The 26,232-nt window shown below is 55.7% G+C and carries 23 protein-coding genes and 1 rRNA gene; 7 read left to right on the forward strand and 17 right to left on the reverse strand.

Annotation, left to right across the window (positions count from 1 at the left end; all coding sequences use genetic code 11):
* The first annotated feature begins 130 nt into the window (after positions 1 to 130).
* From GQY55_RS04610 to rrf, 3 genes are all read left to right on the forward strand, one after another.
* Entirely contained in the window at positions 131 to 343 is a 213-nt protein-coding gene (locus GQY55_RS04610) for a hypothetical protein (protein WP_160038699.1), read from the forward strand.
* Complete coding sequence (locus tag GQY55_RS04615; RefSeq protein WP_160038701.1) at positions 340 to 1,206, forward strand: ketopantoate reductase family protein; 867 nt, start codon at positions 340 to 342, stop codon at positions 1,204 to 1,206. Before GQY55_RS04610 ends, GQY55_RS04615 begins: the two co-directional genes overlap by 4 nt.
* Positions 1,207 to 1,325: 119 nt before the next feature.
* Positions 1,326 to 1,441 (forward strand): 5S ribosomal RNA (rrf, locus tag GQY55_RS04620).
* A 105-nt stretch (positions 1,442 to 1,546) separates the two neighbouring features.
* Here rrf and mutY read toward each other — a convergent pair.
* Positions 1,547 to 2,719, reverse strand: a complete 1,173-nt coding sequence (gene mutY / locus GQY55_RS04625; RefSeq protein ID WP_160038703.1) for an A/G-specific adenine glycosylase — start codon at positions 2,717 to 2,719, stop codon at positions 1,547 to 1,549.
* A gap of 41 nt (positions 2,720 to 2,760) precedes the next feature.
* The gene (acpS, locus tag GQY55_RS04630) at positions 2,761 to 3,156 is read right to left on the reverse strand and encodes a holo-ACP synthase (RefSeq protein WP_036707416.1); all 396 of its coding nucleotides are present in this window, start codon (positions 3,154 to 3,156) and stop codon (positions 2,761 to 2,763) included.
* Positions 3,157 to 3,352: 196 nt separating this feature from the next.
* Between acpS and GQY55_RS04635 the strand changes: the two genes are divergently transcribed.
* Both GQY55_RS04635 and GQY55_RS04640 read left to right on the forward strand, forming a co-directional pair.
* Positions 3,353 to 3,913 carry a PadR family transcriptional regulator gene (locus GQY55_RS04635; protein ID WP_160038705.1) on the forward strand — a complete coding sequence of 187 codons (561 nt, stop codon included), beginning with the start codon at positions 3,353 to 3,355 and terminating at the stop codon, positions 3,911 to 3,913.
* Entirely contained in the window at positions 3,882 to 4,670 is a 789-nt protein-coding gene (locus GQY55_RS04640) for a CPBP family intramembrane glutamic endopeptidase (RefSeq protein ID WP_160038707.1), read from the forward strand. Before GQY55_RS04635 ends, GQY55_RS04640 begins: the two co-directional genes overlap by 32 nt.
* A gap of 102 nt (positions 4,671 to 4,772) precedes the next feature.
* On the opposite strand, the gene GQY55_RS04645 is transcribed toward GQY55_RS04640, so the two are convergent.
* The 9 genes from GQY55_RS04645 to GQY55_RS04685 all read right to left on the reverse strand — a co-directional run bounded on the left by GQY55_RS04645 (position 4,773) and on the right by GQY55_RS04685 (position 17,976).
* Positions 4,773 to 6,848, reverse strand: coding sequence for a beta-galactosidase (locus GQY55_RS04645; RefSeq protein WP_160038709.1), 2,076 nt, complete (start codon positions 6,846 to 6,848; stop codon positions 4,773 to 4,775).
* Positions 6,849 to 6,868: 20 nt separating this feature from the next.
* A complete protein-coding gene (locus tag GQY55_RS04650) occupies positions 6,869 to 7,909 on the reverse strand; it encodes a glycoside hydrolase family 53 protein (protein ID WP_160038711.1) in 1,041 nt (346 codons plus the stop codon).
* 12 nt (positions 7,910 to 7,921) lie between these two features.
* Positions 7,922 to 8,800: a carbohydrate ABC transporter permease gene (locus GQY55_RS04655; RefSeq protein ID WP_160038712.1), complete on the reverse strand. Its 879-nt coding sequence runs from the start codon at positions 8,798 to 8,800 to the stop codon at positions 7,922 to 7,924.
* 18 nt (positions 8,801 to 8,818) lie between these two features.
* Positions 8,819 to 9,715 carry an ABC transporter permease gene (locus GQY55_RS04660; protein WP_160038714.1) on the reverse strand — a complete coding sequence of 299 codons (897 nt, stop codon included), beginning with the start codon at positions 9,713 to 9,715 and terminating at the stop codon, positions 8,819 to 8,821.
* Positions 9,716 to 9,942: 227 nt separating this feature from the next.
* Positions 9,943 to 11,634 (reverse strand): extracellular solute-binding protein, encoded by a 1,692-nt coding sequence (locus tag GQY55_RS04665; protein ID WP_160038716.1) that lies wholly within the window; start codon positions 11,632 to 11,634, stop codon positions 9,943 to 9,945.
* Between the two features lie 104 nt (positions 11,635 to 11,738).
* The gene (locus GQY55_RS04670; RefSeq protein ID WP_160038719.1) at positions 11,739 to 13,379 is read right to left on the reverse strand and encodes a response regulator; all 1,641 of its coding nucleotides are present in this window, start codon (positions 13,377 to 13,379) and stop codon (positions 11,739 to 11,741) included.
* Positions 13,376 to 15,142 carry a sensor histidine kinase gene (locus tag GQY55_RS04675; RefSeq protein WP_160038721.1) on the reverse strand — a complete coding sequence of 589 codons (1,767 nt, stop codon included), beginning with the start codon at positions 15,140 to 15,142 and terminating at the stop codon, positions 13,376 to 13,378. The genes GQY55_RS04670 and GQY55_RS04675 overlap by 4 nt, the downstream gene beginning before the upstream one ends.
* A 526-nt stretch (positions 15,143 to 15,668) precedes the next feature.
* Positions 15,669 to 16,103 carry a BrxA/BrxB family bacilliredoxin gene (locus tag GQY55_RS04680; protein WP_160038723.1) on the reverse strand — a complete coding sequence of 145 codons (435 nt, stop codon included), beginning with the start codon at positions 16,101 to 16,103 and terminating at the stop codon, positions 15,669 to 15,671.
* A 118-nt stretch (positions 16,104 to 16,221) separates the two neighbouring features.
* Positions 16,222 to 17,976 carry a two-component system sensor histidine kinase NtrB gene (locus GQY55_RS04685; RefSeq protein WP_236575421.1) on the reverse strand — a complete coding sequence of 585 codons (1,755 nt, stop codon included), beginning with the start codon at positions 17,974 to 17,976 and terminating at the stop codon, positions 16,222 to 16,224.
* 268 nt (positions 17,977 to 18,244) lie between these two features.
* On the opposite strand from GQY55_RS04685, the gene GQY55_RS04690 reads away from it, so the two are divergent.
* The gene (locus GQY55_RS04690) at positions 18,245 to 19,522 is read left to right on the forward strand and encodes an NAD(P)/FAD-dependent oxidoreductase (RefSeq protein ID WP_160038725.1); all 1,278 of its coding nucleotides are present in this window, start codon (positions 18,245 to 18,247) and stop codon (positions 19,520 to 19,522) included.
* A gap of 70 nt (positions 19,523 to 19,592) precedes the next feature.
* Here GQY55_RS04690 and GQY55_RS04695 read toward each other — a convergent pair whose 3' ends face one another.
* Complete coding sequence (locus GQY55_RS04695) at positions 19,593 to 20,861, reverse strand: ABC transporter permease (RefSeq protein ID WP_236575422.1); 1,269 nt, start codon at positions 20,859 to 20,861, stop codon at positions 19,593 to 19,595.
* 54 nt (positions 20,862 to 20,915) lie between these two features.
* Positions 20,916 to 21,635 carry an ABC transporter ATP-binding protein gene (locus GQY55_RS04700; protein ID WP_160038729.1) on the reverse strand — a complete coding sequence of 240 codons (720 nt, stop codon included), beginning with the start codon at positions 21,633 to 21,635 and terminating at the stop codon, positions 20,916 to 20,918.
* Positions 21,636 to 21,869: 234 nt separating this feature from the next.
* On the opposite strand from GQY55_RS04700, the gene GQY55_RS04705 reads away from it, so the two are divergent.
* Positions 21,870 to 22,337 carry a MarR family winged helix-turn-helix transcriptional regulator gene (locus tag GQY55_RS04705; protein ID WP_160038731.1) on the forward strand — a complete coding sequence of 156 codons (468 nt, stop codon included), beginning with the start codon at positions 21,870 to 21,872 and terminating at the stop codon, positions 22,335 to 22,337.
* A 136-nt stretch (positions 22,338 to 22,473) separates the two neighbouring features.
* On the opposite strand, the gene GQY55_RS04710 is transcribed toward GQY55_RS04705, so the two are convergent.
* From GQY55_RS04710 to GQY55_RS04725, 4 genes are all read right to left on the reverse strand, one after another.
* Positions 22,474 to 24,012, reverse strand: coding sequence for an MDR family MFS transporter (locus tag GQY55_RS04710; protein ID WP_160038732.1), 1,539 nt, complete (start codon positions 24,010 to 24,012; stop codon positions 22,474 to 22,476).
* A 198-nt stretch (positions 24,013 to 24,210) separates the two neighbouring features.
* Positions 24,211 to 24,792, reverse strand: a complete 582-nt coding sequence (locus GQY55_RS04715) for a GNAT family N-acetyltransferase (RefSeq protein WP_160038733.1) — start codon at positions 24,790 to 24,792, stop codon at positions 24,211 to 24,213.
* Positions 24,793 to 24,971: 179 nt separating this feature from the next.
* Positions 24,972 to 25,421, reverse strand: coding sequence for a disulfide oxidoreductase (locus GQY55_RS04720; protein ID WP_160038734.1), 450 nt, complete (start codon positions 25,419 to 25,421; stop codon positions 24,972 to 24,974).
* A gap of 30 nt (positions 25,422 to 25,451) precedes the next feature.
* Positions 25,452 to 26,183 (reverse strand): DsbA family protein, encoded by a 732-nt coding sequence (locus GQY55_RS04725; protein ID WP_160038735.1) that lies wholly within the window; start codon positions 26,181 to 26,183, stop codon positions 25,452 to 25,454.
* Positions 26,184 to 26,232: the final 49 nt, after the last annotated feature.

Below are 26,232 nucleotides of genomic sequence, written 5' to 3' on the forward strand. Positions count from 1 at the left end.
CTCCTGCCCCTTTCCAGCAACTTATGATCCGACAAATCAAATACATTTGTTGGTTGTTGAATTTAAAACAAATTCGTATTATTTATCATACAACACGTTGTCTAATAGTCAAAATGTAAGGAGGATAAGAATGAAAATAGCCGTCAAGTATCCGTTCATAGGGCGGGTTGACGTTTTGTTTAACTGCGGTGACACCTATCAGTATGATTTCGATCGTCCCCTTAAAAGCTATTTGAAAAAAATAGATGCTACCACGGTCAAACTTGTGGCTGCATTTTCCAATGCGTTTGAATCAATCGAACGTGTGACTGAAACGAACGTACGAAAGAGGGTAGTCATATGAAACTGCTAGTGTACGGCGCCGGGGTTCTAGGCAGCCTGTTTTCCACCCGCATGCATGAGGCCGGGCACGACGTCTCCCTTCTCGCCCGGGGCGAGCGACTGAACGCTCTGCGCCGGCACGGCGTGCAACTGGCCGAGGGAGGCAGCCCGGCAATAAGGCGGGTACCGGTGCCAGTGGTCGAGCACCCTACCGGCAGGTACGACCTGATCGCCGTCTTCGTCCGTACCCATCAGGTGGAAGCGGTGCTGGAGACGCTCACTGACGTCGAAGGCGACGTGCTGTTCATGCTCAACTGGGCGGCCGGCGCGGAACCGCTGGGCGCGGTGATTGGTCACGAGCGAGTGCTGCTCGGCTTCCCCACCGCAGCCGGCACGATGGACGGCGACGTGGTCCGCTACCGCGCGACCAACATCATAACCCGCCTGTTCCCGACCCCGATCGGCGAACCCGACGGCCGTGCCACCCCGCGACTGAAACGGATCGTGCGGGAGTTCCGCGCCGCCGGGATCAACGCCAAGGCCGAGCCGCAGATGGATGCCTGGCTCAAGACGCACGCCGCGTTCGAGGTGCCAATCTTGCAGGCGGTGAACGCGGCGGGCGGCCCGGTAGCACTGGCCAACGATCCGGACACGATCCGCGGCATGATCCGCCTCATGCGGCAGAATTTGACCGCATTGCCAACGCCGCTCGTTCCTCGCGGGTTCGTTGCGTTGCAGACTCTGCCGGAAGGGCTGCTATTGGCCATGCTGCGGCGTTTCCTGCGGAGCCCGACGGCCGCACAGCTCGACGGCCCCTCACCTGCGGCGAGGGCCGAGCTCGAGCGGTTGGCTGAACAGATACGGGTTCATACGAGGGTCTGGTAGGCGATAGCGGATTAAACTACCCTGAAAATAACGAATAATGTAAGGCTAAAAAAGGCAGCAGGAAACTACCGGGATACGATAGTTCAAAACAATAAAAGCTGCAGCCGGCAAGACGCTTGCTTGGTAGTGATGGCGGAGGGGTTCCGCGCGTACCATCCCGAACACGACTGTTAAGCTCTCCAGTGCCAATGGTACTTGTGCCGAAAGGTCCCGGGAGAGTAGGACGCCGCCAAGCAACGAACAAGCACTGCCGACAATTCGGCAGTGCTTGTTGTTGTGTGCAATGCGATGCAACCTTATTTTTTCGGTATGATTAAACTCCGCACTTCCACAATTCGCTTTAAGGCCGCTTCCCCTTAAAATGCTCCCTGAGGATTCTCAGGAACACATTCGGAAAAGCGTACAACTCCATCTCTTCTTCGCTGATCCAGCGGTACTGCGGGCGTTGCGCGCCAGCGTCAGCGTCAAGATCAGCATCAGGCGCGTAAGCCTCTTCGGATTCGGCCACGGCCACGGATAGCAAATCCTCTTCGCGGCAGCGATACACCTGAAGGTTCCAATGAATATGGCTGAACGTATGCTCGGCATCCATCATGAACCCTTCCGGCCGTGCATAGATTCCTTCCTCCGCCAGCATGTCCGCCACAATATCCATTGCCGGCTCGTCCGGCAACCGCCCTTTGCGGCTTTGCGGAACCTGCACATGCGGCAGCTCCCACATGCGGGCGAGCAACCCTTCCTGCGGACGCTGACGGATCAGCACCTTGCCCGCATGCTGCCCCGCTCCTTCGACCAAAGCCACCATCCGGTACTCCGGACGCGGCGGCTTCGCTTTGGTCTTCACCGGCAGCGATTCCTCCACTCCCTCGATCCGGGCGGCGCAATGCTCCATGACCGGACAAGTCAGGCAGTGCGGCGATTTCGGCGTACATACGAGCGCGCCAAGCTCCATCAGCGCCTGGTTGAAATCCGAAGCCCGTCCCTCGGGGATCAATTCGGTAACCAGCCCTTCCATCAGCGACCTCGTGCCAGCTTTCATAATGTCTTCTTCAATCAAAAAATAACGCGACAACACACGCATCACGTTGCCGTCCACCGCCGGCTCCGGCTTGTTGAAGGCGATGCTGAGGATCGCCCCCGCCGTATACGGGCCGACGCCTTTAAGCGCAAACACCGCCGCCCTGTCATCCGGCACCCGTCCGCCGTGCAGGTCTTTTACCTGCTTGGCCGCCGCCTGAAGGTTTCGTGCGCGCGAATAATACCCAAGGCCCTCCCAGCATTTCAGCACGTCCTGCTCCGGTGCGTCCGCCAAAGCCTCGACGGTCGGAAACCTTTCGATAAACCTGTTGAAATAAGGGATCACCGTATCAACGCGCGTCTGCTGCAGCATGATTTCCGATACCCAAATATAATAAGGATCCCGGTGGCGGCGCCACGGCAAATCCCGTTTATTTTCCATGTACCATTCCAGCAGATGCCCGCTGAAAAAACTTTTCCGTTCCGATTCGTTCATACAGCCGCTTCAAATCCTTCCGCTTTCTTCTCCCTCATGCTTTACAATCTTTTTTCGACCACCGCAAACGCCGAAGCCAGCTCGGTTTGGTGGGATATGGTCAAATGGATCGTATACTCCGGTTCGCCCGGAAGATTCAGGCGTTCCCATGCTCCCCGGCTCAGAGCAGCCACGGGTTTCCCGCTGGAATCCGGCAAAATTTCGATGTCGCCAAAGCCGATTTTACTGCCGATGCCGCAGCCGAAGGCTTTGGAAATCGCCTCTTTGGCGGCAAAACGCCCGGCGACGAACTCCGTGAGCTTCCCGCCTCTTTTTCTGGCTTCCTCCCGTTCCTTTTCCGTCAGCACCCGTTCCATGAACCTGAATCCGAGCTGTCCGCTTAACAGAAGAGCAAGCCGCTTGATTTCCAGCACGTCATGCCCGATTCCGTGAATCAATGGACCACACCTTCCTTCCGTGACATACAAGTCCTATTGTAGCAGGAGACCTCCCGCGATGCGAGTCCGTGCAGACCATATTTCCAACGGAACGGGTCCGGAAATTTTTGTGAAAATTCCTTGACGATGCGATTGCTCCTCCGTTATATTTATATCAAATCGATACATCGAATTGATACATTAGAGGTGAACGGCATTGATCGAATACATTATTTTGGGATTATTGATGGAGGGAGACATGAGCGGGTATGAAATGAAGAAAACCATCGACCTGTCCGTAGGCATGTTTTACAAAGCAAGCTACGGCAGCCTGTATCCGGCGTTGAAGCGCATGACCGAAAAAGAATGGGTTTCCGTCACGGAAGAAGAAGGCAGCAGCAAAAACAAAAAGATATATTCCATTCTTCCCGAGGGACGCATCCGCTTCATGCAATGGCTCAAAGAGCCGCTCACGCTGGACCGGAACGAATTTTTGCTGAGAGTCTTTTTCTATGATTATTTGGACGATGAAACCCGCAGGCTCCGCCTCCATGAATGCCGTTACAATTTGAACCGGGAGATCGGCCGCTTGCAGGCCGTCGAAGAGATCGTGGCCGGGGAGCTTGCGGAAATTCCCGACCCGCAGAAGCATTACTTCAGGGTTTCGGTGCTGTCGTACGGAAGGCATTTTTTTCTTATGTTAAAAGATTACGTGGATGAATTGCTTAAAGGAGAGGAATCGAGCCATGAAAACAACGGTCAAACCGGTCAACCTTAACGTCCCTTTTTCGGAAAAACGCCCCATCCTCAGCGTCGTCCTGATCGAACTGCTGCTCCTTGCAGCCATGTTCGCCGCCGGAGCCTACGCCACCGTTCAGAAGCTGAGCTACACCGCGCCCGTGCTGATCGCGTTTATACCGATTTCGATCGTCCTGCTGATCGGCCTGACATGGAAAAAAAGCTGGCGTCGTTACGGCTTCCTGCCGTTAAACGCCATTCCGGGACAACATTGGATCTATTACCTCCCGCTTGCCCTGGTGCTGGGATGCATCGCTTTGAACGGGTTTAGAACCGTTTCGGTCCGCGAGGCTCTGTTTTTCGTCTTTTTCACCCTGCTGGTCGGTTTCGTGGAGGAAACGGTGTACCGGGGTCTGATCCTGCATATTCTGCTGCGCAAAAAAAGCATTGCCGCCGCTGTCATTACCTCAAGCCTGCTGTTCTCCGTCACGCATGTGCTGAACATGCTGTCGGGCCAAAGCGCCGAAGACACGGTGGTTCAGCTTGTTTACGCCCTGCTGACGGGCGCTGCCCTAGCCCTGCTCATCGTCAAGAACAAAAACATCCTTCCGCTGATTTTCTATCATTTCATCCATAACCTGATCCAATTTCTCGGCCCTGACGGCCGGTCGGTTTCCGTAATGGATTATGTCGTGCTCGCGATCCTGCTTCTTCACTGCTTGTGGCTGATCCTCAGCCTCAACAAAGAAAAAGGCGCAGCCCGTATTTCGGGTTCGTTCGAACGAGTGGCGCCATAAACGAAAACTTTGACGGCGTATTCGCCGCCGGCTTATGCCAGGCTGCCGCATCCCCATCGGGCATGCAAAAAGCGGAGCCATGGACGGCCCCGCCTTTCATCCTTAAAGCAAATTTCCCGTCTTCCTTTTCAATATCCGGACGCCGTGAACGTCCAGCTCGATTCCGCCTTGCACGGCGTCTCCGCTCAGAACGTCGGTATATGCCTCCGAGTCCAGATTGACCTGCACCTTCCGGCCGCTAAAGTTCAGAACGAACACGTAGTCCGTGCTGCCGTCCGATCTCAGCTGCGCCGTGACCCCTTCGGGAAGCTCGGTCTCGATCGCCTTGCGGATTCCCGCTTCCCGGATCAACCGGGCATAAAAGTCGGCATAAAACGGTTCCTTCGCCCGGGATGCCAAATAATACGCTTTGCCTTCCCCGTACGCATGAACCGTCAAGGCCGGACGGCCCGCATAAAAATCGGCGCCGTATTCAGCAAGCACCTGGGCCCCTTCCGGATGGATCAAATCGCACAGGTCGTACAGCTCGTACGATCCGTTCAGCCCTAAGGCATTGCCTGTCAGGCACACCATCGCGTTCCGCTCGCTTTCATGCAAGCCGTCGATTTCCTCGGACCAGATGCCGAGCACTTTCCGCAGCGGTCCCGGGAATCCGCCCAAGTGGCACAGGTCGCTTTCATCGACGATCCCGGACCAATACGTCGCGACAAGCGTGCCTCCCCCGGCGACAAACGCCTCAAGGGCGGCGCCGGCCTTCTCCGTGCACAAATACATCATCGGTGCCACGATCAGTTTATACCTGGAAAAATCGTCTTCGGAGCCGATGACGTCCACCGGTATGCCCATATTCCACAACGCCCGGTAGTGCTGCATCACCGTGTTTTCGTAGTCGACGCCCCGGTTCAGCGGCCCTTGCGCGTCCTTCACGGCCCAGCGGTTGTCCCAGTCGGCGATGATGGCTGTCTCCGCCGGAACGCCGGAGCCGGTCACCTCGGCGATCGTTTCCAGCAATCCGCCCAGCCCGGCCACGTCCTGAAATACGCGCGTATGCTCGTGACCGACATGGTCCACGACCGCTCCGTGAAATTTCTCGCTCGAACCGCGGCTTTTCCGCCACTGGAAATACTGCACGGTATCCGAACCGTGCGCCACCGCCTGCAGCGACGACAACAGGTGCATGCCCGGCCGTTTCAGCTTGCTGACCGGCTGCCAGTTCGTCAGGCTCGGCGTGCTTTCCATCAGCATAAACGGCCGCCCGCCCTTCAACGAACGGAAAAGATCATGGTTGAACGAGAACCAGGCGGCAAGTTTGCCCGGCTCCTGCGTATCATGCCAAGTCGGGTATGCGTCCCAGGAGATGACGTCCAGCATGTCGGCAAACTTGCGGTAATCCAGGCCCTCGAACCAGTCCATCATGTTGGTCGTAACCGGCAAATCCGGACGGATCGCCTTGAGCGGGGCGATTTCGGCCCTGCAAAAATCCGCCGTTTGATCCGTCACGAACCGTCTCCAGTCCAAATTATGCCCGTGAACCATCTTCTCCCCGTGCGGAGCGGGAGATTCGATTTGGGACCAGTCCGTGTACGTATGGCTCCAGAACGCCGTCCACCAGGCGCGGTTCAACGCTTCAAGCGTGCCGTAGCGCTTCTTCAGCCATTCGCGGAACGCATCCTGGCAATAATCGCAGTGGCATTCTCCGCCGTATTCGTTAGAGATATGCCAACCGACCACGGCCGGATGGTTGGCGTACCGCTCCGCCAGCTTCGTGTTGATGATGCGGGTTTTCTCCCGGTAGACCGGCGAAGTGTAGCAGTGGTTATGCCGTCCTCCATGCAAATTGCGCACGCCGTTCTCGGAAACGCGCAGCACCTCGGGATACCGCTGCGACATCCACGCCGGCCTTGCACCGCTTGGCGTTGCAAGCCACGCGTAGATTCCGTTCTCGGCAAACCGGTCCAGCACCCGGTCCAGCCATTCGAACGTAAACGTCCCCTCTTCGGGTTCCAGAGCGGCCCAGGCAAAAATGCCGACGGCCATCACGTTGCATTTCGCCAGCTTCATCAGCCGGATATCTTCCTCAAGCACTTCCGGGGCATGCTGCCATTGGTCCGGATTATAGTCGGCCCCGTGCATAAACCCGGCAATTTTCGGGCTGATGGGCGGATAGGATTTTATCATGAATAAATACCTCTTTTCTGTTATGGAATGTACAACGCGGGCAGCGGATAACCGTCGTGATCGAACAACGTGAGATTGCTCCAATTATTCGCGTGGCCGACCGACCACTCCCTCTGCGACGGGATCCAGCACGGCTCCCAATAATAAAACCCGATCCCGCGGCCGCCCTTCGTCCGGCGAATCACGTCCGCGAACTCCTTCATGTACGCCGCCTGCCCCTCCGGCGTGGCCGGATACGCGGCGGGCAATGCCTCATCATTCTCTACGATGAGCGGAAATCCCTCCTTGGCGCAAAAGGTCCACGGATAGGCCGTTTCCACGACAATCAGATCCCGGCCGTACCGCGCCGACAGCTCGTCCAGATTGCGGCTTAGCTGTTCCAAAGGGCCATGCCACCACGGGTAATAAGACAAACCGATGATGTCGTAGTCAATCCCCGCCGCTTCGATCCGGTCAAAAAACGACCGGCTTCCTTTCGGATCGCCGCCCCGGTCGATATGCAGCATGACCCGGACGGACTCGTTCGTATCCCGGACGGCAGCTACGCCGGCTTTTAACAAGCCGCAAAGTCGGGTCCACTGTCCATCGGCCGCGCCAGGATCCTCCCCGGTTTCGATCCTGCCGTCCGGCCATAACATGCCGTTCGTGATTTCATTCCCGATCTGCACCATGTCAGGCAGCGCGCCCCCCGCGCGGAGTACCGCGAGCACCTCGTACGTGTAGTCGTAAACCACCTGCTCCAGGCCGCTGCCTTGCAGATCCGACCATGCTGCAGGTTTCCATTGGTTCGCCGGGTCGGCCCAGCGGTCCGAATAATGGAAGTCGAGCAAAAGATGCATTCCGAGCGCCTTGACTCTTTTGGCCATCAAAAGGGTCCGTTCCAGATTGCAATATTCTCCGGGCGGGTCGTTCCAGATCCGCAGCCGGATCGAATGAACGCCGCCATTTCGGAGGACGCGCAGCGCATCCGCGCTTTCGTCTCCGTCATGGAACACGCCCCCTCCCTGCTCGATTTCGTCGAGAAAGGACACGTCCATGCCCTTGATCCACTTCGGCTCCATGCCCGGCCCCCCTTATTCTTTAACCGAGCCCAAAACCAGGCCCTTGACGAAATATTTCTGCAGAAACGGATAAACGAGCAGCACCGGCAGCGCACCGATGAAAATTTGGGCGGCGTTGACCGTTTTTTGCGACAGCAGCGCCGCTTCCTTCGGGTCGATGCTCATCGAGCTCATGTCCTTCTGGACTATGACCGTCTGCAGGAAGGTGGCCAGCGGAAACGACTTGGAATTGTTCAGGTACAGCAGCCCGTCGAACCAGGAATTCCAATGGAACACCATGCTGAACAAGGCGAGCGTCGCGATGGACGGAAGCGAAACCGGAAGGTAAATCGAAAAAAGCGTGCGAAAATGTCCGGCCCCGTCGATAAAAGCGGCCTCCTCCAGCTCCTTCGGGATGCCCCGGAAAAAATTCAGCAGCAGAATCGTCAGATAGACGTTGACGGCTCCCGGCAGCACCAGCACCCAGAAGGAATCGATCAGATGAAGCTTTTGGATGACGATATAAAAAGGCACCAGCCCCCCGCTGAAAATCATCGTGAACACGAAGATCCACGAATACGCGGTTCTCGCCTTAAACACGCGCGATTCCTTGGACAGCGGATACGCCGCCAGGAAAGCAAGCAGCAGCGTCAAGCCGGTCCCGATGACCGTCCGCTTGACGGATACCCAGATGGAATGCAAAAAGATCGGATTGTCGATCGTTTTTTTATAGGCTTCGGTCGAAAATTGAACCGGCCAGAGGCCGACCAGGTTGGCGTCCGCCGCCGACTTGGCGCTGAACGAAACCGCCAGCACATGCAGCAGCGGAATGATGCACGCGAGCGACAGGAACAGCAGCAGGATCGTGTTGAAAATCGTAAACAAGCGGTATGATGCGGTTTTATGATACATCCTTTTTATGTCCCCCTCTTAGAAAATCCGGTAGTTCGCCAGCTTATACGCCAATCGGTACGAGATAAGGATCAGCACCATCGAAATGGCGGACTTGAACAATCCGATCGCCGTTCCGAGCCCCATCTCCCCGTTCAAAATCGCCGTGCGGTACACGAAGGTATCGATGATGTCCCCTTTTTGGTATACGAGCGGGTTGTACAGGTTGAAAATCTGGTCGAAGCCCGCGTTCAAAATGTTGCCGAGGGCCAGCGTGCCGACAACGACCGCGATCGGCAGCATCGACGGGATGGTGATGTGCAGCGTCTGCTTCCAGCGGGACGCGCCGTCCACTTCGGCAGCCTCATAGAGGGACGGGTTGACGTTCGACAGCGCCGCCAGAAAAACGATCGTCCCGAAGCCGAATTCCTTCCAAACGTCCGAAACGATCACGGTAAAGCGGAACCAGTTGTTGTCGCCGAGGAAAAAGATCGGCTGAATGCCGAACCAGGAGCTTAAAATCCGGTTCAGGAAGCCGCCGTCCGTGGACAGGAAGTCCAGCAAAATGCCGCCGAGGATAACCCAGGACAGAAAATGCGGCAAATAGACGAGCGTCTGAACGAAACGTTTGAAAAACGCCCTTCTCACCTCGTTGAGCAGCAGCGCGAACGTAAACGGCGCCACCAGATTCAGGACGATTTTGAACGCTGAAATGATCAGCGTGTTCCAAATAACCTCGATGCTGTCCTGCCTCGCGAACAAGGCCCGGAAGTTGTCCAGCCCGACCCACTCGGAATGGGCGAAGCCGAGCCAAGGCTTGAAATTTTGAAAGGCCATGACGATCCCCGCCATCGGCACATAGCTGAAAATAATGAGAAACACCAGCGCCGGCAGCACCATCGCGTGCAGCGGCCAGGTTTTTTTCAAACGGTTCATGCGCGTTTTCCCCCTCATGATTGCTCTTTCTTCTTCTAGGTACCGACATTATAGCAAGGGGGCCGAAGCCGTCTGTAGCCCATAAAACCAACATAAATGGCACTATTGCAACCAGTTGCGGAACACCTGCCTTGACGGCCGAACGTGGATCCGCAAGCCGGACGAATCTCCGCCAAACACAAGAAAAACGGCATGCTTCCGCATGCCGTTCGTTTGCCTTCGCCGACTTATTTGCCCAGCTTGGAATACCAGTCGTTCACTTCATTCGTCATTTGATCTCCGCCCGAGGCTTTCCACGTCTCGACGAACTTGTCGAACGCATCCACGCCCTGCTTGCCGTAGATGATTTCGTTAAAGGTCTGGTTTTCGATTTTGTTGAGGTAATCCAGCTTGGATTTCATCGTCGCCGTCGTCGGGCCGGTGTACATGTTCGGATAGGCGATGCCTTCCTGGGACATCAGCACCTTGGCCGCCGCCGGCGTTTCGAGGCCGTAGTTGAGCTTCACTTCTTTTTCCAGGCGGGTTGCCGCTTCCTTGCCGTCCGCCAAATTCAGGAGCGCCTTCATCTGGGCGTCCGGAATCCGCGCGCCGTCCCGCACGAGCAGATAGCGCAGGCTGTTGACGTAACCGCCCGGAATTTGGTCGTACCGCAGCGGTTTTCCGCTCGCGTCGAAATCGTAGTCATAGCCTTTGAACAAGCCGTTTTCGAATACGCCGCCCGGTTTGGAATCGGCGAGATTGTCATACATGTAGTTCTGGTACGTAAAAAACGCTTCCGGATGCTTCATGTTTTTGTTGATCAGCGTCACGCCGTTGGTAAACAGCGTACCGTGCCGCCCGGCCTTGCCGTCCGGGCCGGTCGGCAAAGGAATCGGCTCCCAGACCGCCGTTTTTACGTTTTTCACCGTGTCGGAAAGCGGCCAGCCGCTCATCCAGTACGGCCCCGGGATCATCCCCGCCTTGCCTGCAACCGCCGGTTCCGAGGTTTTGTTTTCGTCCCAAAGCGCGGCTTCCTTCGGAATATACCCTTTGTTGAACCATTCGTTCAGCTTTTGCAGCCCCGGCTTCATGGCCGGATTGATCGAGCCGTACTCCAGCTTGCCGTCCTGGCCTTTGTTCCACTGCTGCGGAATGGTGCCATAGGCGCCGAAAATCCAGGAAGGGTCGCCCATCCATGTATTCATCTTCGTTTTGAACCCGATGCTGAGCGGGATGACCTCATCCGGCTTCAGGCCGTCCGGGTTATTGTTCTTGAAAGCGTCCATGACCTTTTCCAGCTCATCGATCGTTTTCGGAGCGGGCAGGCCGAGCTTGTCGAGCCAGTCCTTCCGAATCCACATCAAATAGTCGTGGTTGTACGCGTAATCGAGCACCGGGATGCCCATTTTTTTGCCGTCGCGGATATACGGATTCCATACATTGGAATCTTGTTCCATCGCTTTCTTCCAGGTGTCCGACGCATATTCGTCGAACAGCGAGCCCACCTCCCGGAACATGCCCGAATCGATCAGGTCCTGCGCCAGCTGCGCGTCGCCGATCGTCACCACGTCCGGCATTTCCTGGCCTGAGGACATCGCGAGGCGAAGCTTGGTCGCAAAAGCGTTGTTCGTGTCGGTCACGGACCAAAGCGATTTGATGTCAACGCCGAGCGTATCCTTGGCCCATTTGGTGGCCACGTTGTTTTCGATCGATTCCCCGTTTTTGAACTTGAGCTCCGGATCCACGCCCCATACGGTGGTGATGGTGACCGGCGGATCGTATTTGTCTTTATAAGCGTTTTCATTTCCGGATGCGGCCGGCGGATTCTGCGCCGAATCGGCAGCCTCCCCGCCCTTCGAACCCGAACATCCGGCGAACAGCGCGCTGACCAGCACGAGGCTGGAAGCCAGCGTCAATGCTTTTTTCGTATAAGCCTTCATGTCGCTCCCCCTTGATATATATCTTGCTACATGTTCCATTATAGAAGCGCAAGGTCCGGTGTCCCATGTCATTCTTCGAACATTTCTGCACCTTTTGCAACCTGTTACTGATCCCTGAACTCGTTCGGGTTGAGACCGTAATGTTTTTTGAACATTTTGCTGAAATACTGCGGGTTCTGGTATCCAAGCTCCGCGGTGATCTCGTAGATTTTTTTGTTCGTTTTTTTGAGCAGGTACAGCGCCCGTTCCATTCGCATGCGGATAATATAGTCCCCCAGGCTTTCACCCGTTTCCGCCTTATAGATTTTGGACAAATAGACCGGGTGCAAAAAGACCTTGTCGGCGATCGTCTTTACGGACGTATCCTGCCCCAGATCCTTGGAGATCAGCTCCTGCACCTGATGAATGATGTAGCTTCTTGTATATCGGTCGCTCGCCGACAGCTCCGTCCGCAGCTTCTCCAGCATGGCGCCGGCCCATCCTTTCAGCTTGTCGAGCGACAGGATCATGCTTTGGTCATGCATCAGGTCAAATCCCGACTGGTCGATCTGATATGCAAACTGCCCCTGCTTGTGGGCCATGTACATAAACGCATTGGTCATCAGCAGATACACCTCGTACAGATGCTCCCGCGAATAGTTCGTGTTCCGCAAATCTTCAAACACTTCGTCCACCTTGCTCTGCGCGGCGTCCCATTGCTTCGATTCCAGCAGGTGGATCAGCGTCGGCGGTTTGTACAGCGATTCGATGGATTGGACCGGATGGACATGCCCGGCCTGCAGATCCTCCAAATACATAATGGCTCCCGCTTCATCGCCGCCGGACATCATGATGCTGCCGAGGCCCGCCCGGTAAGCCTGGGCGATCCCGTCCGGGAACCGGAACCAGTCCGAAATAACGATCCGGATGTCGCCTTTCAAATAACGGCTCACCTGCCTGCGGAAGCTTTCGGCCATCTCGTGCAGCCTCCTTCTTCGCAGCGCTTCGAAGTCCGGCAGCCGCTCGATGTTTTCCCGGAGGGAAGGCTGAAGCGACGCCAGCATGACAAGCCCGTCATGCGGGGCTTTGCAGGCCCAAACCGCAAAAGATTCGGCAAACACCTCTTCGGCGATATTGCCGACCGCGTACTCCATCAGCGACATGGAATGATGGTCGTAATGCGCAAATTGCTCGCCGAGCTGCATCATCAGCAGCACCGCGTGCTCGTCCACCGGAATGCGGATTTCGTATTGGGCCAGCTTGTCCGCCACCGTCCGCTGCGACCACGTCCGCCCTAACACCAGGTCATGCATCAGGCTGGCTTTCAGCACGGCGGAATCCGATTTGATCGTATAGACCAGCTTATGGTATCTCTCGGCCGCCTCCCATTCGTCCTTTAATGCCTCGATCGCGCTCGAAAGGCTCCGGATAAACTCCTCGTCGTCGACCGGCTTGAGGATATAATCGAACGCCTGCAGCCGCAGCGCCTTTTTCGCATAGTCAAAATCCGAATACCCCGTAAGCACCATGCAGCGGATATGCGGCCATTCCCGTTGAATCCGCTCGATCAATTCCAATCCGTCGGTCTCGGGCATGCGGATATCCGACACGACGATATCAATGGATTGCTCGCGGAGGATTGCCAAAGCCGCTTCCGCGGAATCGGCCTGATATACCTTCTCCACCCCAAGATCGCTCCAAGGAATCGTGGCTTTAATGCTTTCGGTAACATAGGATTCATCATCCACCAGCAGAATTTCGATCATGAACGTTCTCCCCTTTGCGTGACTGCCGGTTCTGTTTGCTGCCCGGCGGGCCAATAAAGCTCCGCTTTGACTCCGCCCAGCGCGGACGGCATAAACCTGAGGCCCGCGTCTTCGCCGTAACGGATCAGCATGCGCTGCCGCACGTTCCAAAGACCGCAGCCCGTCTCTTCATTCATCGGCCGGGACAAGGATCGGCGCAGTTCCTCCATTTCCGGACCGCCCATGCCTTTGCCCCCGTCCTCGACCCATATCCGCATCTCGTTTGCTCCGATTTCGCCCGCGATCCGGACGCATCCCCCGCCGGACCGGGGTTCGATGCCGTGGAGCACCGCGTTTTCCACAAGGGGCTGAACCACCAGCAGGGGCAGTTCCCAACGCCGCATCGTTTCCGGCACGTCGATCGAAAAATCAAGCTGCGGCTTGCGCATCTTCTGAATCTCCAAATAATTGCGGACGAAAGCCAGCTCCTCCGCAAGCGGGACGACCTCCCGCTCCTGCCGGGTCGTGTACCGGTAATAGCTTGACAGGTTTTGCGACATCGCCACGACCGCCTTCATGTTCCCCAGCTTCGCCATGCTCGAGATGAAGGAAAAGCAGTTGTAGAAAAAATGCGGGTTGATCTGCGACTGCAGCTGCTTCAGCCTCGCCTCCCTGGCATGAATCCGTTCCATGTACACGTTTTCGAACAGCTCCTGGATTTGCTCCACCATGGAGTTAAAGCGCTCGAACACGAATCCGAATTCGTTGTTCCCTTTGGCCTGCAGGCGGATGGAGTAATCCTCGTGCTGAAGTTTTTTGAAAGCGACGACCAGCTTTTTCACCGGAACCTGCACCTGGGCATACAGCATGTATGCCGCCAGGCACCCCAACAGAAGCGTGAGGCCTACCGAAAAGTAAAACAGGCGGTTCGATTGCTCGATCGGCGCCACGATATCCTGCAGCGGCATATAGTCGACCAGATACCAGCCCGTCGTAGCCGAAGCGGCGACATTGACCAGGTAGGTCTGCCCGTTCAGCTCGAGCCTCCGGTTCTCCGCATCCTGCAGCGGCTCCTTCTGCAGCTGGCGCAAAATCGAATCCGTCAGCGGCTTGTCGGCCGAACGGTTGTAAATGACGCCGAGATCCGGCTTGAAGTATACGGGATCCCTTCGTCCGTCGCTTTTGAATTTATCGAGCATATCCTGGATGTTGCCGCTTTCGAACTGAAGCTCAATGATCAGGTTGGCGTCCTCCGGATGATTAAACGAGGAATAAGGATAGGCCGTAAACAACGAAAACACGTAATAAGCTTCATCGCCCTGTCCCATTTTTTTCACCTGCCAGCCCGGCTTCATCCGCTTCTTGAGATCATCGTTGTCATAGTCGTCCACATCGTTATCGGAGACCACCCTTCCAAGCGACGGCGAGAATATGTAAAGCTTCGTTTTCCAGTTCGAGGAGCTTTCCTGAATATTGAGCTTCGTCTGGATCCGTTTCACCAGGTTAATGATATCGAGGTTAAAATATTCGCTGCTTAAAAAAATGTCCTTAAACCCGAAAATGTCGGGATCCTGAATCAGCAGGTTCGGCCAAAGGGAAAACAGGTCGATGTTCGTGTTGACCTGCGTCTGAAAAAAATTCAACTGGTTTGCGTTCGATTGGTTCAGCTCCGTCCCCAGCACTTCCGTGCTCGTCCGGTTGGAATAATAGTAAAGCCCCACGATCGGGACGAGCATCACGATGAGCAGAAGGATCATTTTGCGGAACAACGTATGTCTGGGCACGGATCAATCACACCTTACGTCAATGTTTTATCTAATGAATCGTTTGCGGAGCGCATCCCGAAATCATAAAAAGCAATCATCATTATACTGTAAACCGGCGAACTCTAGTAGAGTCCGTTAAAGAAAGGCCCCCGGTCTGAAAAAAACGCAAAAAAGAACCGCCGGCGCGTTTCGTATTGAAAGCACTTTCATTAAGTGCTAAACGCCGGCTTTTTCCTGATCTCATTGTAATGGGCTTCCCGGAAGGGAAAAAGGATACAACCGCAACATTTCCGCACTTTTTGCAACTTTCGGCCCGTGCCCCGCATCCCATGTTTGCGCAAAAAAAGACAAGCCGCAGCTGCGGCCTGTCCTAACCATGACGCTCCCATAATTCACCGTCGGGCAACTCACTTCCAAAATATAACGACGTGCGCATTCGTTCGAATCGGCATGTATTCCGGCGCCGCGAAACGCCCGCATCAAAAACGAAAGCCCCGTGATCGGCTGATGCCGATGAACCGGGGCGAATGGAACGCGCGGCCGATTAACGGCACACGCGGTCAAAAGCTTCAATTAAATCTTCGGCGATTTCTTGAGCGGAACGGTCTTCGATCTGATGGCGCTCGATGAAATGGACAAGCTCCCCATCCTTCAACAGCGCGATGGAAGGCGAAGACGGCGGGTACGGCGCAAAATATTCTCTGGCCTTGGCCGTAGCTTCCTTGTCTTGTCCGGCAAACACCGTGTACAGATTGTCGGGCACCAGCTCGTTTTGCAGTGCCAGGGCTACGCCCGGACGGCATTGTCCCGCCGCGCATCCGCATACCGAGTTGACAACGACCAGCGTCGTGCCCGGCGCGTCCGGCAAATGCGTCTCCACTTCTTCCGGAGTTCTGAGCTCTTTAATGCCAAGGCTGGTCAGCTCGTCTCTCATCGGTTGAATCATATCTCTCATATATCTGTCAAAAGACATCGACATTTCTTTAATCACTCCTCGATCCGCAAAATATCAGACTGTGTTCAATACTATTATACCTTCCCAAGGTCCGAAATCAAGATAAAGCGCGGTACGGTTACCCCCAACCCCTTCTTTCGGGCTAGGATTCGGCAGCCGGAAGCGAGATGATGAACGTCGTTCCTTTCCCTTCTTCCGATTCCACCGCGATTTTGCCGCCATGCCGCTCCACGATGCTCAGGCAAAGGGCAAGTCCAAGCCCCGTCCCTTTGGCCTTCGTCGTAAAAAACGGCTCGAACAGCCGCTCCTGGCGGCTTTTGGACATGCCCACACCGGTATCCTTGACGATCAGCTCCACCGTGTTGTCCGTTTCCCTGAACCGGGTTTGGATGGTCAGCTTCCCTTTTTCGTCCATCGCCTCCATCCCGTTCCGGGCCAGATTCAAAAGCACCTGCTTGATCTCCTTGGCATTCAGGTGTAGTTTCGGCACTTGCTCGTCCAGCAGCAGCTCGATCGTTTGCCCCCGCAGGTTTGCGTCCGCCCACAGCAGCGGGCTCAGATCGTTGATGATCTGATGGAGATGCCACTGCTCTTTTTCGGCAATCCGGTTTTGGGCAAGCGACAAAAAGTCGTTGATAATGCCGTTCGCCCGGTCCAGCTCCTCCATGACGATCCGGTAATAATGATCAAGCGAATCGGGGCTTTTTTCCTTCATGAGCTGTAAAAAACCCCGCACCACCGCCATCGGATTCCGGATTTCATGCGTAATGCTGGCCGCCATCTGCCCGACCAGGCTGAGCCTTTCCACATTCACCAGCTCGGTCCGCAGCCGCTCCAGCTCCGTAATGTCCTGGATGACGAGAACGGCTCCGAGAATCTCGCCGGTATAGCTGTTCGTGAGCGGCGAGGTGCTCGTATAGTGGATCTGCGATCCGATCCGGATCAGCTCGTTGTCCATTTTAACTCCGTTTAAGGCTTGGGCAATCCGGCTTTGGATATAATCCTCCTCGTCCATGTCGACAAACGCGCTGAGCGGCTGCCCCAAAATATCGTTTTTGGTCAGCTCCGGCGACCGGCTTTTGAACAGTCCCATCATCATTTCGTTTACGCTGGTGACCCTCCCTTCGGTATCGACCGACACCATGCATAGCGGCGCCACGTCCATCACCTGCTGAAGTTTTTCTTCCTCCCGGAGGTATTTCTCCGAGATGCCTTTGATTTGTTCGGTCAGGAGCAGCTTCTCTAGCGCGAATTCGATCATATAGATCAAGGCCGCGCCGGCAAAAACGGTGATCAGTATGTAAAACAAAAACATCAGAAGCGGACCCGCATCGGAGAAGCTGAGGTTCGGGTCTTCGATAATCGGGGACGACGTAAGCAGAAGCATCGCGGGCAGGAGGCACACCCACAACTTGTTAATTTTGTCGTTAAGGGTTCCCATCCGGAATCTGGGGGACATCCAAACCAGCAGCGGATAGAATAACAACCCCGTATGCAGGATCGCACCCGAATAAGACCAGTTTTCGTTTGAAAAGTAATCGCAGAGCAAATACAGTCCGGCCAGAGGAAGGCCGCTTTTGTATCCCCCGTACAACATGCCGATAAACAGGGGTAAAATGCCCAAATTCAAGGGGATCAGATGAAACAACGAAGAAGAGAAAAAAGAACACATGATAATGCTGAGCGCACTGGATATGATGATAACGACTTCGAACCCGGCGGCCCGCAGTCTCTTCTTCCTGCCGAGCAGACGGACGTATTTGTCCAAGCTCAGCGGAAACAAAAACGCGAAAGACCCCGCCATGAGCACCTGTGTTATAATGTTTTTCAGCGCATAGATAATCGCAATCCATCCTCCCTTCGGGGTGGCGTATACAATCCATTCACTTGAGGACACGGGCGTTATTCGGTTTTTGCGACAAATGGCGACAAATTTTATTGGTTTAGTAAAGTATAAATCAGAACGCTGCGAAAATCATGAGGTTTATGTATGAAAAAACGCCTAAAATCGCGCTTTTCTGGAGACGGTGCGCTGCTTCGAAAAGCAATGTACATGTAGATTAAAACATAGGCTACACTATATTACAATATACCCTGAAATATCCTATAAAGGTACAATTAAAAACAAAGATTCACCAGGTTTTGAGAACAAAGGAGAGAACGATTTGAAGCAATATGATGTCATCGTCATCGGGGGCGGATCGGCCGGGCTGATGGCCGCCGTTGCGGCCGCAAAGTTCGGCGCATCCGTGCTGCTGCTCGACAAGGGCGCCAAGCTTGGGCGCAAACTGGGGATTTCCGGAGGAGGGCGTTGCAACGTGACGAACGCCAAGGAAACCGAGGATCTGATCGCCCATATCCCGGGCAACGGCCGCTTTTTATACAGCGCATTCCAGCACTTTAACAACAGAGACATTATGGCGTTTTTCGAAGGGCTGGGGATCGCCCTGAAGGAAGAGGACAACGGAAGGATGTTCCCGGTTTCCGACAAGGCGGCAAGCGTCGTCAACACGCTGATCGGCGAAGTCCGCCGATTGGGCGTGGACATTCAAACCGACACTCCCGTATCGGAAGTCCTTTATTCGGAGGGCCGCGTGTCGGGGGTAAAACTCGCCGCGGGCGATATCCGCCGGGCACACGCAGTCATTGTCGCGACCGGCGGCAAATCGGTGCCGCATACCGGCTCGACGGGCGACGGTTATCCTTGGGCGGAAGCCGCCGGGCACACCATTACCGAGCTCTATCCTACGGAAGTTCCCATCGTGTCGCGCGAAAGCTGGATTGCCTCCCGGGAGCTGCAGGGATTGTCGCTTCGCGACGTCGAATTGTCGGTATGGACACCCAAGGGGAAAAAGCAGATCGGGCACCGCGGGGACATGATTTTCACCCACTTCGGCCTTTCGGGTCCGATCGCCTTGCGCTGCAGCCAGTTCATCCGGCAGGTGAAAAACAAATTCAAGGTCAATGAGGTCGACATGGCAGTCGATCTTTTCCCCGACCTGCCAACAGGCGAGCTGGACCGGATGCTGCGGGACAAGCTTGAATCCGAACCGAAAAAAGCGATCAAAAACGTGCTGAAGGCGCAAATTCCCGAACGCATGCTTCCGCTGCTCCTGAACAAAGCCGGACTGGACGGCGACGCCACCTTCGCCCATCTGCCGAAGCAGCAGTGGTCGGCTTTTATCGATATATTAAAGAAGTTTGTCATCAAGGTGACCGGCACCAAATCGATCGAAGAGGCATTCGTCACCGGCGGCGGGGTCAACCTGAAGGAAATCAATCCGAAAACGATGGAATCCAAGCTGATGGAGGGACTTTTTTTCTGCGGGGAAATTCTCGACATCCACGGCTACACCGGCGGCTATAACATCACGGCGGCCTTCTCCACCGGTTATACCGCGGGAATGCATGCGGCGCGGCTGGCGCATCCCGCTTCCGGCTAATCGTTCTAGCCAAGAACGCCGAAAACCTCCCGGGTTTCGCTTTTGCGATGCGGGAGTTTTTTTGACGCGTTCACATCTTTTTGTTCAACAGGAACATGCGCATGAGATAAGGCACCGCCCAACTGGCCGCCACGCCCAGCGGTATGAAGCCGACCGCCGCGAGCCATGGATTCAGCCTGGTAAACAGGACAAGCGCCGAAGCCCAGACCGAGTAAGGCAGCAGCAGCCCCTGCATCGCCGTCAAACCGGCCTGCATGCCGTGTTCATCCGGCCAAGGAAGCAAGGACACGAAGGCGTCCTCCCGAAATGCCGACCACTGCAAAAACAGCCAGTACGCGATAAGTGCGTGAAGGGCGAGAAACGCTAGAATTTGAATTTTGACCGGCAAAGAAACGAGAACCAATGCGGTAACCCCGGCGAAACGCAAATATAGAGACCGATGTCCCGGATGGCGGAGCAGCGCTTTGACCATCGCGCCGGCGATTCTCTTGGCGGGCTTCCGGGAGCGGAACACAGGGCGTGACTTCCGGAAAAGCCATGTTTTGCTGCGGACGCGGCGCGGCTTATCCACGGAATGGCTCAACAGCAGACCCGTCAATCGGGTGCGTTTGACCAGATCCTCTTGCACGTCATGCATAAACGTGCCGCGCAGTCCGAGCCTGAACTTCAGCAGCAGCAAGCTAAGCAGCGCCATCACGAGCGCCCCGCTCCAAAGAACGGCCCCCTGATGCCCGAATTTGACCGCGAAAGCGAGAAAAGCCGCTGCGGGCAAAACGGCGAACGGAACGTAAAGCAGCCACCTGCGCACACCCTTGGCCTGCACCTTAATCAGATGCCGCGACCACATCAGCACCCATTCAAAAGCGACGGTTAGAGCAAGCAGCCCTCCTGCAGCCAAGCCGTCCGCATGGAAATGCCTGAACAGGAAAGGGAGCAAAACAAGATAACAAACGGACGTTTTGACGGCTGCCGCGGCCATGCTGTACAAACCGCTCCGCAGCATGATTCCCCGCAGCCATTCCCTGCGCTGCACCAAAAACAGCACGTCCCCTTCCCGCACCAGCAGCAGGATTTCTCCCAATGAGGCGATGAGTAGCAGCAGGACCGGAACCAGCGCAAACGGAAGCATGCCCGCCCAATCAGGCAGCGGTTCCTTCCATAACCCGTAATACAGCCGTCCGCCAAGCAGCAGCGCGGGAACGAGAATATACAATAATACCGTCCAATCGTCCGCAACGGACCGCAAGGCGGCCGCCGTTTCCTTCCAATGGCTCCGGAGCCTTCGCCGGAACAAGCTTGCGGGATCCGGGAATTGATATCCTTCTTTTTCCTTGGTCATCATCGTACAGGTCCTTTCCGTCCGAAAGAAACGGCCCTTCCGGACAACGAAGCGTTATGTCAGTGCGTCGAAGCAGTCGAACAGCGACGCTTCGGGAAGCCCGGCGGTTTCCCGGATGTCGGACAGCGTCCCTTCCGCAACGGTAGCGCCTCCGGAAATCATGACGAACCTGTCGCAGATTTTCTCCGCCGTATCGAGCACATGCGTCGACATCAGCACCGCCGCGCCGCGTGCGCGCTCTTCGTCCAGCAGCCTCAAAAAATCCTTCGTCGCGCGCGGATCCAGCCCGATAAACGGCTCGTCCACAATGTACACGTCCGGTTCGCTCAAAAATCCGAGCATCAGCATCATTTTCTGCTTCATGCCTTTGGAGAAGCCGCCGGGCAAATCATGCTTGACCTCCTCCATGCCGAACTGGCGCAGCAGCCTGTCCGCTTCCCCGCAAAACTTTTCATAATCGAGGCCGTAAACGGCCGCGGCCAAATCCATGTGCTCCCACAGCGTCAAATCGTCGTGGAACACCGGCTGTTCGGGAATGTACGCGTACCTTCCCGCGCTGCCCAGGAACGCGACGTCGGTTTTCGCGTATTTCAGCAGGCCGAGCAGCGTTTTGATCGTCGTGCTTTTGCCCGCCCCGTTCGGGCCGATCAGTCCCAGCAGCTCGCCGGCGTACACCTGAAAAGCGATATTTCGGATCCGCGGATGGCCCTCCTCGTATCCCGCCTCCTCAATCGCGACGTCCAGCAGCGGCTGTTTCGCGTGTTCCGTTTCCATGCCAATCTTCTCCCTTCAAAAAAACCTCACCGGCTTAAGCGCATTCTACGATGTGTTGCGAAATAAACGTCAATCGGGCGGGTACCCGCATTGCCGCAAATTTTAATGTTTTAAAGCTGACGGATTGTGACAAATCGCATGTTTTTCGGGCGGGCCGAACGTTTATGATATAGATACAATACGATTCGGGCTGCGGACATGTTTCAAAAATCGAACAAAAGGGCGGGATTGAGGATGATTCACGCGCAAAAACGGGACACCGAACTATCATTGCACCTGTATCGGGTGTTCGCCAAAAGCTTCAAAAGCGTAAGCGAACACGCCGTCATCGGCGCCAAGTCCGAAGGTTTTCACCCGACGGCTTTTGCCGTCATGGAAATGCTGTATTGCAAGGGAGCGCATCCCATCCAGCAAATCGGCTCAAGCCTGCTGCTCCAAAGCGGAAACGTCACGTATGTGATCGACAAACTCGAAAAACGCGGATGCATTCACCGCAGACCCTGCCCGACCGACCGCCGCGTCATTTACGTCGAGCTGACGCCGGAAGGCGAAGCTCTGATGAGCGAGCTGTACCCCAGATACGGCAGCCGGATCCATCATGCTTTCAGCGGCCTCGATGACGAAGAAAAATCCGAGCTGATCCGGCTGCTGAAAAAAATGGGGATGCAGGCGGAAAGACTTATGCCTTCATCCCAGAAATAACCCGCATACATAGGCCATAGCCGGGATATCTCCTCCCTGTCGGCCTCTTTTTTTTGCCCGAAGCGCTTCACGGAAAAAAAGGACACCCCTTGAACCGGACAATTTCATCCGGGGGGTGTCCTTTCCTGCCGTTACCTTATACGCCGGGGTTGTCCCCGGCTTTTGCCGTTTCGGGCTCCTCCTCCGGCGACGGAACCGTGTTCCGCAGCGCCAGAACGGAAATCAGGCTGATCACCGCGATGACCCCCATGACGACGTACAGCGAATGGAGACTGCCCTCCAGCACATGCTTCAACTGATTCCACAATTCCTTCGGCATATCGGCGCTGCCTTCCGGCGTCAGCAGCCGGTTGATATCCTCTTGTTTCACATGTTCGAGGCCCGGCTGACGGGAAATCCGGCCAGCCATGCTCAGATTGATGTACGTTCCGAACACGGCAACGCCGACCGTCTGCCCCAAGGAACGGACGAACGTGTTCAGCGCCGTGGACGCTCCCCGCAGCGAGTACCCGACCGAAGACTGGGCGATGATCGTAAACACGGTGGTCGAGTACCCGAATCCCAAACCGTAAATGAAGGTGAAAATCAAAAGCACATAGTGCGGGGTGGATCCGTTAATAAGGGCAAGTCCGACCGCGCCGATCACGATGCCGGCCAGGCCGATGGCGCTTGTCTTGCGCGAGCCTGCCGTCAGGATCAACCGGCTTCCGAACACCGAGCCAAACAGCCAGCCGATCGACATCGGGGCCATCGTCAGGCCCGACAGCGTCGCGTTTTTGCCCATCACGCCCTGAATCCAAAGCGGCGTATAGGTCGTTAACCCGATCAGCAGGGCGCTGGTCAGAATGCTCGCCACCGTGGACACCGAGATGTCGCGGATGCGGAACAGCTTCAAGGGCAGCATCGGCTCGGCCGCGCGGTTTTCGATGAAAATAAACATGACGAGCAGAACGGCCGCCAAAACAAAACATCCGATCAACAGCGGCGAGCTCCAGCTGAAATATTGCCCGCCGGTCGCAAGCGCAAACAAAAGCGCGGTCATGCCGACCGTAAATGACGCCGCTCCCGCCACATCGACGGATGTTTTCTCCCGCTTGTCCCGGCTTTCATGGAAATAGCGGGCGATCAGCCACATCGAAATGACGCCGAACGGAACGTTAAAACCGAAAATCCAGCGCCAATTCAAATAATCGACGAAATAACCGCCGACGAGCGGCCCGATCAGCGAGGATATGCCCCATACGGAGCTGATCAGCCCCTGGATTTTGGCACGCTCCTCAATCCGGTACACGTCGCCGATAATGGTAAACGTCACCGGCACGATGGCTCCGGCGCCGATCCCCTGGATCGCCCGGAACGCGATGAGCTGTTCCATGTTTTGCGAAAAGCTGCAGAGCAGCGAGCCGAGCACGAACAGCAGCGAGCCGATCTGGAATACCGGCTTGCGCCCGTACAGATCGCTGACTTTGCCGAAAATCGGCGTCGACACGGCCATCGTCAGCAGAAAAGCCGTAAATATCCAGCTCAGCAGTTTCATGCCTCCGAAGCTGCTGATGATGGCGGGCCCTGCGGGCCCCGTGACCGTCCCTTCAATCGCCGACAGGAACGTCGATACCAATATACCGATCAGAATGAGCTGGCGTTTGGAATGTAGAACTTCGGATTGAACAGACATGGGTTTCCTTTCTGGACGACGAGGAAAAAGAACCGCTGCGCCCGGTTACGCACCGTTCGCCCTGCGCCCGCGCAGCTTGCGGGGAACCCAATGGCGGCTCCTTCCGCTGCGCGAGTTCCCGCTCGTCATCATATATGTTGTATTCGCATCAGGCGGTTTCTATTTGATTTTGATAAGGTTTCCATTCCATGTCAACTCCTAATCCTCAAAATTTCCGAATGAAACCTCCCAATCCGAGCGCAGCAGCGCGTGCATATCGGCATCCACGAAGCCCTGATCCGTATGCCGATACTGCCGGAGCCGCCCTTCCAGCGTAAATCCGAGCGCATGAAACAACCGTCCGGCACGTTCGTTGCGGGGATCGGTCAACGCTTCGAGGCGATTTAGCCCCATCTCTCCGAAAGCGTAGTCGATGAGAAGGCCGACGGCTTCCCGCATGTAACCGCGGCCCCAATAAGCGCTTGCCAGCTCGCAGCCGATTTCTCCTCGGTAAGCTCCCTCTAGCTGCCACCAGTTCAAACCGCAGCTGCCGATCAATCCGCCGTCCGACGCATGAATCCCCCACCGCAAGCCGTCGTCGGTCAGGGATAGACGGTTAAGCAGGCCGATCAGTTCCGCCGCGGCCTCCGCATTCGGCATGTCGGGAAGATCCGCATACCGCCTCACCTCGGGGTCGGCCCAACATTCGTACATCGCTTGCGCATCCCGGGCGGAAAGACGGCGCAGGATCACGCGCCCCCCCTCGAGTTCCGGAATGCTGCCTTCGCAGCGGTATAGCATATCTTGTCCCTCCTTAGATAAAAAAATGGCTGGATGCGCGCCACTCGCAAATAAACGAACTTCCCCCATCTGTGACCCCAGCCGCGATAGTTTTCAACGGCTGTATGCGCCGGCACGTTTGAAAAAAGCGCTTGTCCCGTCCGGTTTCGCCGGTTGGCGGGCAAGCGCTTGCGACATGCTTAGGCTTCCTGTGCGTTATCCTTCGGTTCGCGTCCCGCCCAAAGCAGCAGGACGATGAGGATGAACGCAATCAAGGCGAGAAGCGGAATGGTGATGAATCCGAACCAGTTCAAATAATCGAAATTACACGGAATCCCGACGGTGCACGGAAGGGCTTTGGCCAGCGCCGGAATTTTCTGCTCCAGATAATGGTAGATGGAGATGCAGCCCCCGATGACGCTGAGCGTCATGGCATAGGGGATGATTTTGCGGTCGTTCTTGTAGCTTGCGATCCCGAGCAGGATGACCTCCGGATACATGAAAATCCGCTGAAACCAGCACAGCTTGCATGGCTCGTAACGCATGACTTCGCTTAAGTACAAGCTTCCGCCCACAGCCACGATGGATACAATCCAAGCCATGTACAGGGCATACGGACGAATAGACGCCAAGAAACGATTGCCTTCCATCGTTTTAACTCCTTTTTCTTCAAAGTTTCGTCATTCTTTATTTTGCTCGGCCAGCTTCTTCTCGATGAACGGCTTCAGCACGGAATAGTTCATGGAGGCTTTTTCGGAAGCCATCTCCCCGTTAACGAACAACGTCGGCGTGCTCATGACGTTCAGTTTCCGCGCCAAAGCGTTTTGGCTGTCGATTTCTTTTTGATATGTTTTTTCGTCGATATCCTTGCGGAGCTGGTCGTAATCAACCTTGATGTTCTCCGTGCGGGCGAGGTTCACCAGGAAATCCGGCGTTGCCCACTCGGTGTTTTCGTCTCCTTGGTTTCTGTAAATCGCCTCGTAATATTTCCAGAATTCATCCTTGTTCTGATGGAACACGGACTGCGCGGCCAACGCGGCGGTATTGGAATCCGCTTCCGGACTGATAATGAGATAATTGCTGAAGTACAGGGCGGCTTTGCCCGTATCGATGAAGTCTTTTTTCAGCTGCGGCGAAATCTCTTGGGTGAAATACTGGCAGCTAGGACATTTGTAATCGCCCATTTCCACGATTTTGACCGGTGCATCCGGATTGCCGAGCACAGGCATGGAGCTGTAGTCGAAGTTGCCTTCCTTGGACGATGAACCCGGTCTGATGATGATCAGCAGCAGCACCAATACGACGATGCATGCGCCCGTGATCCACATGACCCGCTTCATGCGCTTCTCCTGCTGCTCCCTTTGGGCCTGTCTCTGCGCGATTGTATTTCCCGGCTTTTTCTTGGCTTTCATAAATTGCCGACCCTCTCCTCTCTTCGAACCAAAGTTCGAGGCGACTTGG

This window comes from Paenibacillus sp. USDA918EY, assembly GCF_009870825.1.
Taxonomy (GTDB): Bacteria; Bacillota; Bacilli; order Paenibacillales; family Paenibacillaceae; genus Paenibacillus_AQ; species Paenibacillus_AQ albilobatus.

Coding starts and splice junctions, on each gene's coding strand:
- GQY55_RS04610 (WP_160038699.1), top strand. CDS start 131: ATGAAAATAGCCGTCAAGTATCCGTTCATAGGGCGGGTTGACGTTTTG.
- GQY55_RS04615 (WP_160038701.1), top strand. CDS start 340: ATGAAACTGCTAGTGTACGGCGCCGGGGTTCTAGGCAGCCTGTTTTCC.
- mutY (WP_160038703.1), bottom strand. CDS start 2,719: ATGAACGAATCGGAACGGAAAAGTTTTTTCAGCGGGCATCTGCTGGAA.
- GQY55_RS04640 (WP_160038707.1), top strand. CDS start 3,882: ATGAAAACAACGGTCAAACCGGTCAACCTTAACGTCCCTTTTTCGGAA.
- GQY55_RS04645 (WP_160038709.1), bottom strand. CDS start 6,848: ATGATAAAATCCTATCCGCCCATCAGCCCGAAAATTGCCGGGTTTATG.
- GQY55_RS04650 (WP_160038711.1), bottom strand. CDS start 7,909: ATGGAGCCGAAGTGGATCAAGGGCATGGACGTGTCCTTTCTCGACGAA.
- GQY55_RS04655 (WP_160038712.1), bottom strand. CDS start 8,800: ATGTATCATAAAACCGCATCATACCGCTTGTTTACGATTTTCAACACG.
- GQY55_RS04660 (WP_160038714.1), bottom strand. CDS start 9,715: ATGAACCGTTTGAAAAAAACCTGGCCGCTGCACGCGATGGTGCTGCCG.
- GQY55_RS04665 (WP_160038716.1), bottom strand. CDS start 11,634: ATGAAGGCTTATACGAAAAAAGCATTGACGCTGGCTTCCAGCCTCGTG.
- GQY55_RS04670 (WP_160038719.1), bottom strand. CDS start 13,379: ATGATCGAAATTCTGCTGGTGGATGATGAATCCTATGTTACCGAAAGC.
- GQY55_RS04680 (WP_160038723.1), bottom strand. CDS start 16,103: ATGTCGATGTCTTTTGACAGATATATGAGAGATATGATTCAACCGATG.
- GQY55_RS04695 (WP_236575422.1), bottom strand. CDS start 20,861: ATGACCAAGGAAAAAGAAGGATATCAATTCCCGGATCCCGCAAGCTTG.
- GQY55_RS04700 (WP_160038729.1), bottom strand. CDS start 21,635: ATGGAAACGGAACACGCGAAACAGCCGCTGCTGGACGTCGCGATTGAG.
- GQY55_RS04705 (WP_160038731.1), top strand. CDS start 21,870: ATGATTCACGCGCAAAAACGGGACACCGAACTATCATTGCACCTGTAT.
- GQY55_RS04710 (WP_160038732.1), bottom strand. CDS start 24,012: ATGTCTGTTCAATCCGAAGTTCTACATTCCAAACGCCAGCTCATTCTG.
- GQY55_RS04715 (WP_160038733.1), bottom strand. CDS start 24,792: ATGCTATACCGCTGCGAAGGCAGCATTCCGGAACTCGAGGGGGGGCGC.
- GQY55_RS04720 (WP_160038734.1), bottom strand. CDS start 25,421: ATGGAAGGCAATCGTTTCTTGGCGTCTATTCGTCCGTATGCCCTGTAC.
- GQY55_RS04725 (WP_160038735.1), bottom strand. CDS start 26,183: ATGAAAGCCAAGAAAAAGCCGGGAAATACAATCGCGCAGAGACAGGCC.